The organism is Bradyrhizobium sp. UFLA05-125, from assembly GCF_059803515.1.
Genome location: NZ_JBANBJ010000025.1, coordinates 103,520 through 110,514 on the forward strand (window position 1 = coordinate 103,520; position 6,995 = coordinate 110,514).

The 6,995-nt window shown below is 63.4% G+C and carries 8 protein-coding genes; 2 read left to right on the forward strand and 6 right to left on the reverse strand.

The genetic code is table 11. The annotated features are described in order from the left end of the window. Nucleotides 1-29: 29 nt before the first annotated feature. A complete protein-coding gene (locus tag SO156_RS22455; RefSeq protein WP_498536262.1) occupies nt 30-1,361 on the reverse strand; it encodes an MFS transporter in 1,332 nt (443 codons plus the stop codon). A 152-nt stretch (nt 1,362-1,513) separates the two neighbouring features. Here SO156_RS22455 and SO156_RS22460 point away from each other — a divergent pair, with 152 nt between their 5' ends. Then, on the forward strand, nt 1,514-1,693 hold the full coding sequence (locus tag SO156_RS22460) for a hypothetical protein (protein WP_458148273.1): 180 nt from the start codon (nt 1,514-1,516) through the stop codon (nt 1,691-1,693). Nucleotides 1,694-1,702: 9 nt separating this feature from the next. Here the strand turns inward: SO156_RS22460 and SO156_RS22465 are convergent, their stop codons facing one another. Continuing rightward, a complete protein-coding gene (locus tag SO156_RS22465; RefSeq protein WP_498536263.1) occupies nt 1,703-2,866 on the reverse strand; it encodes a hypothetical protein in 1,164 nt (387 codons plus the stop codon). 339 nt (nt 2,867-3,205) lie between these two features. Between SO156_RS22465 and SO156_RS22470 the strand changes: the two genes are divergently transcribed. Beyond that, nucleotides 3,206-3,820 (forward strand): LuxR C-terminal-related transcriptional regulator, encoded by a 615-nt coding sequence (locus tag SO156_RS22470; RefSeq protein ID WP_458148275.1) that lies wholly within the window; start codon nt 3,206-3,208, stop codon nt 3,818-3,820. Between the two features lie 34 nt (nt 3,821-3,854). On the opposite strand, the gene SO156_RS22475 is transcribed toward SO156_RS22470, so the two are convergent. From SO156_RS22475 to SO156_RS22490, 4 genes are all read right to left on the reverse strand, one after another. Continuing rightward, nucleotides 3,855-4,103 carry a hypothetical protein gene (locus tag SO156_RS22475; protein ID WP_458148276.1) on the reverse strand — a complete coding sequence of 83 codons (249 nt, stop codon included), beginning with the start codon at nt 4,101-4,103 and terminating at the stop codon, nt 3,855-3,857. 112 nt (nt 4,104-4,215) lie between these two features. Beyond that, nucleotides 4,216-4,590 (reverse strand): Hpt domain-containing protein, encoded by a 375-nt coding sequence (locus SO156_RS22480; protein WP_458148277.1) that lies wholly within the window; start codon nt 4,588-4,590, stop codon nt 4,216-4,218. Between the two features lie 65 nt (nt 4,591-4,655). Next, on the reverse strand, nt 4,656-5,363 hold the full coding sequence (locus SO156_RS22485) for a Crp/Fnr family transcriptional regulator (RefSeq protein WP_458148278.1): 708 nt from the start codon (nt 5,361-5,363) through the stop codon (nt 4,656-4,658). Nucleotides 5,364-5,547: 184 nt separating this feature from the next. Then, nucleotides 5,548-6,258, reverse strand: coding sequence for a Crp/Fnr family transcriptional regulator (locus tag SO156_RS22490; RefSeq protein ID WP_498536264.1), 711 nt, complete (start codon nt 6,256-6,258; stop codon nt 5,548-5,550). Nucleotides 6,259-6,995: the final 737 nt, after the last annotated feature.

A 6,995-nucleotide genomic window follows, 5' to 3' on the forward strand; every position in this document is an offset into this window, starting at 1 on the left:
GGGATGACGGGGCCATTTCCGTTGTCGCGTCAGCTCGTTCGGTATTCGCCTGAGATGTTCTTGCCGGTGTAGTCGGTCATCGCCGCGGTCGCGATCAGGCTGATCACGGCGCACAGCGCGACATAGGCGGCGATCGCGGTTGCCGACTGGAAGGTGCCGAACAGCCAGGTCGCGATCAGGGGCGCCGGACCGCCGGCGATGACGGAGGCGAGCTGATAGCCGAGCGAGGCGCCGCTGTAGCGCAGGCGTCCGGTGAAGCTTTCAGCGATCAGCGCGGCTTGCGGCCCGTACATCATGTCATGCGGGATCAGCGACAATATGATGGCGAGGAAGATGACCGGCTCCGATCCGGTATCGAGCATGCGGAAATAGATGAAGCCGAACACGCCGGTCACGGCCGCGCCGATCATGTACATGTTCTTGCGCCCGATGCGATCGGACACATGCCCGAACAGCGGGATCGAGACGAAGGACAGCACCGAGGCCGCAAGCACCGCGGTGAGCAGGAAGTCGCGCGACACGTTCAGCGTCTTGACGCCGTAGGCAAAGATGAAGGCTGTGAAGATGTAGAACGGCGCCTGTTCGGCCATGCGGGCAAAGGCCGACAGCAAAATCTCCTTCGGATGCTCCTTGATCACCTGCAGCATCGGCGTGCGCTCGACCTTTTGCTCCGCGACCAGCCTGGAAAACACCGGCGTCTCCATAATGCCGAGCCGGATGTAGAGGCCGACGCCGACCAGGATGAGGCTCAGCGCAAAGGGCACGCGCCAGCCCCATGCCAAGAATTGCTCGCCGGACATCTGGCTGAAGGAGAGCACGGCGAGGTTTGCCAGGAACAGTCCGCAGGGCACGCCGAATTGCGGCCAAGAGGCGATGAGGCCGCGCGAGTGATCGTTGCGTGCCCATTCCATCGACATCAGCACCGAACCACCCCATTCACCACCGACGCCGACGCCCTGGATGAAGCGCAGCACGGTCAGGAGGACCGCGCCCCAGATCCCGATGCTCTCATAGGTCGGGACCAGTGCCACAGCGAAGGTGGCGAGCCCCATCAGAAGCAGCGTGGCGATCAGCGTCGATTTACGGCCGATGCGGTCGCCATAATGGCCGAAGATGGCCGCGCCGACGGGACGGGCGACGAAGCCGACGGCATAAATCGCGAAGGCCTCGAGCGTGCCAACCCACGGATCGGAATGCGGAAAGAACAGTTTTGCGAAAACGAGGCCGGTGACCGTCGAGTAGAGGAAGAAATCGTACCACTCGATGGCGGTGCCGATGGTAGAGGCGATCACGGCGCGGCGCAGTTGAAGCTGATGCTCGCTGTCGGGCAGCGAGACCGGATCGACATGGGAGAGGGACATGGCGGGAGCCTTTCCTTGGAGGCCGCCCCGAGCCCCTACTGTGCATGGGGTTGTTTTGGCGAAAAAACTTCCGAGCCGCCGTCACGGTTCCAAGACGATTGCCTCCGTCGGGTTCGACTTATGGAGGAACCCGGTTCAGCGGGCGGCCGAGTGTGAAGTACCTCACATGCGTCTTGCCGCACCTGCGCTATGAATGCGGTCATGCGGTGATGGGCTGCGTGAGGATCGCAGCGATGACGATGCGGCGTATGATGACGTGGTGGTTCTGGTTCGTGCTGTCGGGACGATTTATCGATCGTTTCCTGAGCCTGCCGCGCGGGCCGCGGAACTAGCCGAAAAGCTCAGCTCTGCCCGATCAGCTTCCGGAACGCCGCCGCACCGTCCTGCACGGCATCGCGCCCCTTCCAGGCCAGGTAGGTCAGCTTGCCCGCAAGCGAGTCATGGCTGCGCAGGCGGCGCGAACCGAGGATATGGCCGACATTGGCCGGGAAGCGGCTGACCTCGGCGGCCACGAGGGAAGCGATTGCATCCATCAATTGCTGGAGGCGGATGCCCCACTCGGACGGCTCGATCTCGTCGATGCGGACCTTGAGCGCATGTTCGGTGTCATAGATCTCGGCGAGCAGGTCGCGTGCGATCAGCACCCTGTTATGCTTGAGCGCGACCCGGAGCGCGAGGCGCTTGTCGTCGAGCCGGTCGAGTACCATCGGAACCGTAATGGCATAGGGCGTGGCGGCGATGTCGGCGGCGGTTTTGGTCGGCGCGGCCCTGGTGGCGAGGCGGATCAGCTGCCAGGGCGTCTTCAGCCGCCGCGCCACCAGCGCCAGCGCAAAGGGCAGGGCCTCGGGATTGGCCTTCCTGAAGGCATCGAGGCGTGCGGTGATCTGCGCCACCTGGCCATCGTCGAACTTCGAGAAATTCTCGGGCAGCTTCTCGTTGAATTTCACCAGCGCGGCGTTCGCGCGCAGCACTTGCAGCATCTTGGTCACGTCGTCGAAGGCGAAGCGCGAGGCGGTGTATTGCCCGAGCTTGGCGCGGGCAAGCTCGGTGCCGTCGGGCGAAGCGAGCGTGTTCTCGAGGACCTTGATGACCTTGATCTGGAACGCGGTCGCAGTCTTCTGCACGTCCTTCGGGTTATTGGCGGCGACCTGGTCGTTGATCGCCTTGATGTAGTCGCGCGCCATGGTCGGCAGCAGGTCGCGGCAGATCCACTCCCAGATCGGCGTCAGCGTGTTGCGCGAGATCCGTCCCAGATTCGCGTGCTCGGGCGCCCCGTCCATCAAGAGCGGCTCGAGCGGAGCGAAGAAGGAGCGCGACGGATTGGTGGCGCGCGCCTGGGTCGAGCCGTCCTTGCGGAATTCGGCGCGCAGCTTCGCCTGGATGTCGGGCGAGCCCGGCATATCGATGCCGCACAGCTCCAGCCGCTCGAGCTCGCTGAGCAGACAGCTTCGCGACAGCGGCGTCAGCCGCTGCAAAAATTCCCAGAGCTGTTCGACCTGACTCATGGCACGCAATTTTCCGCAACTTTTCCGGAACCGTGACTGGTTCGTCGCGTGGAGGCATTTGCGCGCTCTCAACTGCGCCCCAGAAAAGCAAGTCACTGTTAATTAATTGGTAAAGTCGTACGGCATGGCCGTCCGCCGCCGCTCTGACGTTAACAGCGGAGTCCGGAAGATGCCTGAGATTTAGGCAGGTTTTGCAACCGACGCGCGGCCCGCTGCCCGTCTCGGCAAGCATGACTTGCGCCATCGCCCGGGATCTAGCACAAAACTGTCAAAATCACCGTAGTCTTACGGAACGAAAAGTTAACCACGATTCGGCCCGGGTTCCGCTAAACGAATCACATGGGGCATCAGAATGATCCGATCGCTGATTCGCGATCGCCGGCTTGGTACGAAAGCAGCAGTTCTCCGCACGAAGAGCTCGAACTCGCCCGGTTGAACGCCGCCCGCGCCAAGGCCTCCGAGGAGACCGCCACTGCGATCGCCCTCGAGCTCAACGGCCCCCTGACCGCCCTTCTCCTCTATATGGGCGAGATCAAGCACCACAGCGACCAGCTTTCCCCGGTGTCCGCCGATCGGGCCTATTTGCAGCGCGTGGTCGAGAATGCACTGGCGCAGACCGAGCGTGTCTGCTCGCTGGTCAAGCAGCTCGGCGGCGCGCCGCGGAACGGAGTGTCAGGGACCGACGACGCCGAAGCGAAGGCCGCCCGCGCGCCGCTCGCCCTGCGCCCGGCCAGCAGCGAACCCTCCGGCTCGCACGGCTCGAAGCGGTTGACCCGGCGCGAACGCGAGGTGTTGCGGCTGATCAGCGAAGGCTATTCGAACAAGCAGGGCGCGCTGCGCATGCAGATCAGCCCCCGCACCTTCGAGAGCCATCGCGCGGAGGCCATGCGCAAGCTCGGGGCGCGCAACACCGCGGATCTGGTCCGCGCAGCGCTGCTGCATTCGATCGATTGAGGCGGGAGGCGGCGGGCCGGCTGCCAGCCCAATGTCAGTAATAGTCGTCTGCGAAGGGACGCACGCGCGAGCTCGGACGCAACGGCTTCATCTCGTCCTTCGGCGCGCTCGGGATGATCGTGATGGTCCAGCACGGCGGGATGCTCGATTCCTTTTCCAGCACGGAGCGCACGAAGCCGGTCACCGTCTCCTCGCCCGACTTCACCGTCGCCATGCGGCCGTTGAACTGAGCGATGCGGAAGCGGCGGACTTCCTTCTGGTCCGCGGTTTCATAGGTGAACATGGAAACCCTCCTGGTCTCGCGCGACGATCGCCACCTATGATTAGCCAAATGTTGATTAGCCATGTGTGAAAATCCCAAGCCGTAGAAGTACGGCGGGATTTTGCGCGAGGGATCAGGCGTCTGCCTCGCGTGCTGCGGCGTAGGCTTTCGCCATCATGTCCACCAGCTTGCGGTAGGCCTCGTCGTCGAGCGCAGCCGCGTCTCGTTCGAGCTGCTGGGCGAGCGCCGCGAGCCGCTGATAGCCGAAGCTGCGCGCCGCGCTCTTCAGCGAATGGGCTTCGCGTTCGATCCGAGCGCGCTGCTGCGCAAGGTCGAGACCGCCGAGCAGCTTCAGGCGCGCATCGGTCTCGCTCCGGAACACGGCGCGGACTTCGCCGGCCCCGTCCTCTCCGATCTCGCGCACCAGCGCCTGGAAGGCGCCGGGGTCGAGTGCCGGCTCGTCGGCAGGGGAGAATTCGGCAGAGAGCAGGGCAGCAGCTTCGCGCATGAGACGGTTCTAGCAGCTGAATGTCTACGCCCTGTAAAATTTCATGCCTGGTGGCGGCTTTCGGATCATCGCGGCCCAAGCAGCCGGTCGTACTGTGCCTTCACCCTGGCGTAGCATTCGCACGCGGTCTGGCGCAGCCCGTCGAGATTGTTGATCTGGATGTGGCCGCGGCTGTAGTGGATGAAATTGGCATGTTGCAGCGTGTTGGCGACCAGCGAGACGCTGTTGCGCCGTGCGCCGATCATCTGCGCCAGGTTCTCCTGGGTCAGCAGTAGCCTGACGTCACCCGACAGGTCGTGGATCTGCAACAGGCACCGTGACAGCCGCGACTCCACGGGATGAGCGGCATTGCAGCCGGCGGTCTGCTGGACCTGCGCATAGACCGCGAGCCCGTGGCGCGTCAGCAGCGTCCGCAATGAGGAACTCCGGTCGGCCGCCGCCTGCAACCGGTCGAGGTCCATCACCGAGGCCGTGCCGCCGACCAGTACCACCGCGCCGTTCAGCGCGCTCGCATCGCCCATCGCTGAAAATGCTCCGAGCAGGCTGTCGCGGCCGATCATCGCGACCTGCACATGCTCGCCCCTGGTGAGTTCCACGACCAATGAGATCACGCCGCGATGCGGAAAGTAGGCGCGCTTGAGTATTTCGCCCGTCTCCACCAGCACGGCCTCATGAGCCAGATCGGTGATGCGCAAGTGCGGGCGGATCAATTCATAATCATCCGCCGACAAAGCAGACAGGAAACCATTGGATGGACGCACCATCGTTTCCATAACTGCCTCCCGTCGTTCCCAGCCGGCGAAGCATCCGCCATCCTCACACGGGGTTTATGGCGCGCATCATGTGCCTTCCGGGATATGTTGGCAATTGGGCATATAGCGTTCCCAGGGGCGTGAGCAGCCTGTGTGCACGTCGGCATGCACATGTAATTGCGTCACCACGACGCAGCCTGCCGGCTCATGGAGCGGATACCAGCAGCCGTCCATAGACATGTTTCACCGCGCCGTAACACGCACAGCATGTTGCCTCCAACGCATGGGAGTCCGTGATTTCGATCTGGCCGCGGCTGTAGCGGATGATGCCGGCACGCTGCAACGAATGCGCCACCAGCGAGATCGCGTTGCGTCGCACGCCGATCATCTGCGCCAGCAACTCCTGTGTCAGTGGAACGGTCGCGCTGTCGCAGAGGTCGCGGGCGCGCAGCAGCCAACGCGCAAGGCGCGCTTCGGCTGGGTGTAGCGTGTTGCACAGCACCGATTGTTGTGCGTGGGCCAGCAGCGCCTGTTCGTGCCGGACCATCAGGCGACGGAACCGCGAGCTTTGATTGGCGATAGCGCAAAATGCAGTGCAGTCCAAGCTGACCGCCGTGCCAGGAAACAACACGAACGCGTCCGCCAGCGCGGCCGAGCCGGCCAGCGCTGCGCCGCTGCCGATGACGCTGTCGCGGCCCAGCATCGCCACCTCGATCGTCTGCCCCTCTGCGAGATTGACCGTCATCGAGACCGCGCCGCGAAGCGGGAAGTAGACCTGCCTTGGCCGAGCGCCGTCCACGCCCAGAAGCATCTCCCTGACCAGCTTGACGGTCGCGAGGTGGGGCTCCAGCAGCGCGAAGTCTGCTGCATCGAGCGTCCTGAGCAATTGATTGGCTGGGCGACCGCTTGCAGTCATGCGAAATCAATCCGGCGCTGCGGTTCGTCGTCACGCCGCGCGCTGCGTGTCGTGGTGCTGTTGCACGGCTGATCCACGATACAACGCAAGTTGTGTATTGGTCTATTTACACGTTGGTGAGCAGGTCGCCTCGCCGCATTTGCGACGGAAATGAGAAGCTACGCCGATTGCTGAATCGCAACGGGGGAGTAGGCGCGTCGGATCCTGCGCGAACCATCATGGGGTAAGGGTCTGTTTACCTCAAATGCCCATCGCACGCGTCGCGAGCGGGACAGCAATCACCGACCTAATGGGCGGTGACGGAAGCTGATGATTTGATTCATCCGCGCGGCGCCGGCATAGCGCCTTTCACCGCCGAGGCTTTCTTTTGCGGAGCGTGCCGCGACGCCAGCGTCCGGTTTTTGTCGCAAGCCGCCACGGCGCAGCGCCAAACGACAAAGTTGTCTTCAATATCCGTATTAGCACGGAGGCCGAAATTAACGCGGCCGTGAAATGCGATGTCTAACGATCGAGGGGAGGGCATTGCGTCCGATCGTGAGAAGGCGGTCAGGCGTCACCACGACACCCTCCGCCTGGCAAAGATGCCGGTCGCGAGCGGCCGTTAGGCAGTCGCGAACAAGGCCGGGAAGCCGGCAGCGAGTCCGAGGTTGGTAAGGCGTATTCCATGGATGATCTGTTGCGGGAGTTTTTGACGGAGACCAGCGAGAGCCTGGACACCGTCGACAATCAGCTGGTGA

Coding starts and splice junctions, on each gene's coding strand:
- SO156_RS22455 (WP_498536262.1), bottom strand. CDS start 1,361: ATGTCCCTCTCCCATGTCGATCCGGTCTCGCTGCCCGACAGCGAGCAT.
- SO156_RS22465 (WP_498536263.1), bottom strand. CDS start 2,866: ATGAGTCAGGTCGAACAGCTCTGGGAATTTTTGCAGCGGCTGACGCCG.
- SO156_RS22470 (WP_458148275.1), top strand. CDS start 3,206: ATGGGGCATCAGAATGATCCGATCGCTGATTCGCGATCGCCGGCTTGG.
- SO156_RS22475 (WP_458148276.1), bottom strand. CDS start 4,103: ATGTTCACCTATGAAACCGCGGACCAGAAGGAAGTCCGCCGCTTCCGC.
- SO156_RS22480 (WP_458148277.1), bottom strand. CDS start 4,590: ATGCGCGAAGCTGCTGCCCTGCTCTCTGCCGAATTCTCCCCTGCCGAC.
- SO156_RS22485 (WP_458148278.1), bottom strand. CDS start 5,363: ATGGAAACGATGGTGCGTCCATCCAATGGTTTCCTGTCTGCTTTGTCG.
- SO156_RS22490 (WP_498536264.1), bottom strand. CDS start 6,258: ATGACTGCAAGCGGTCGCCCAGCCAATCAATTGCTCAGGACGCTCGAT.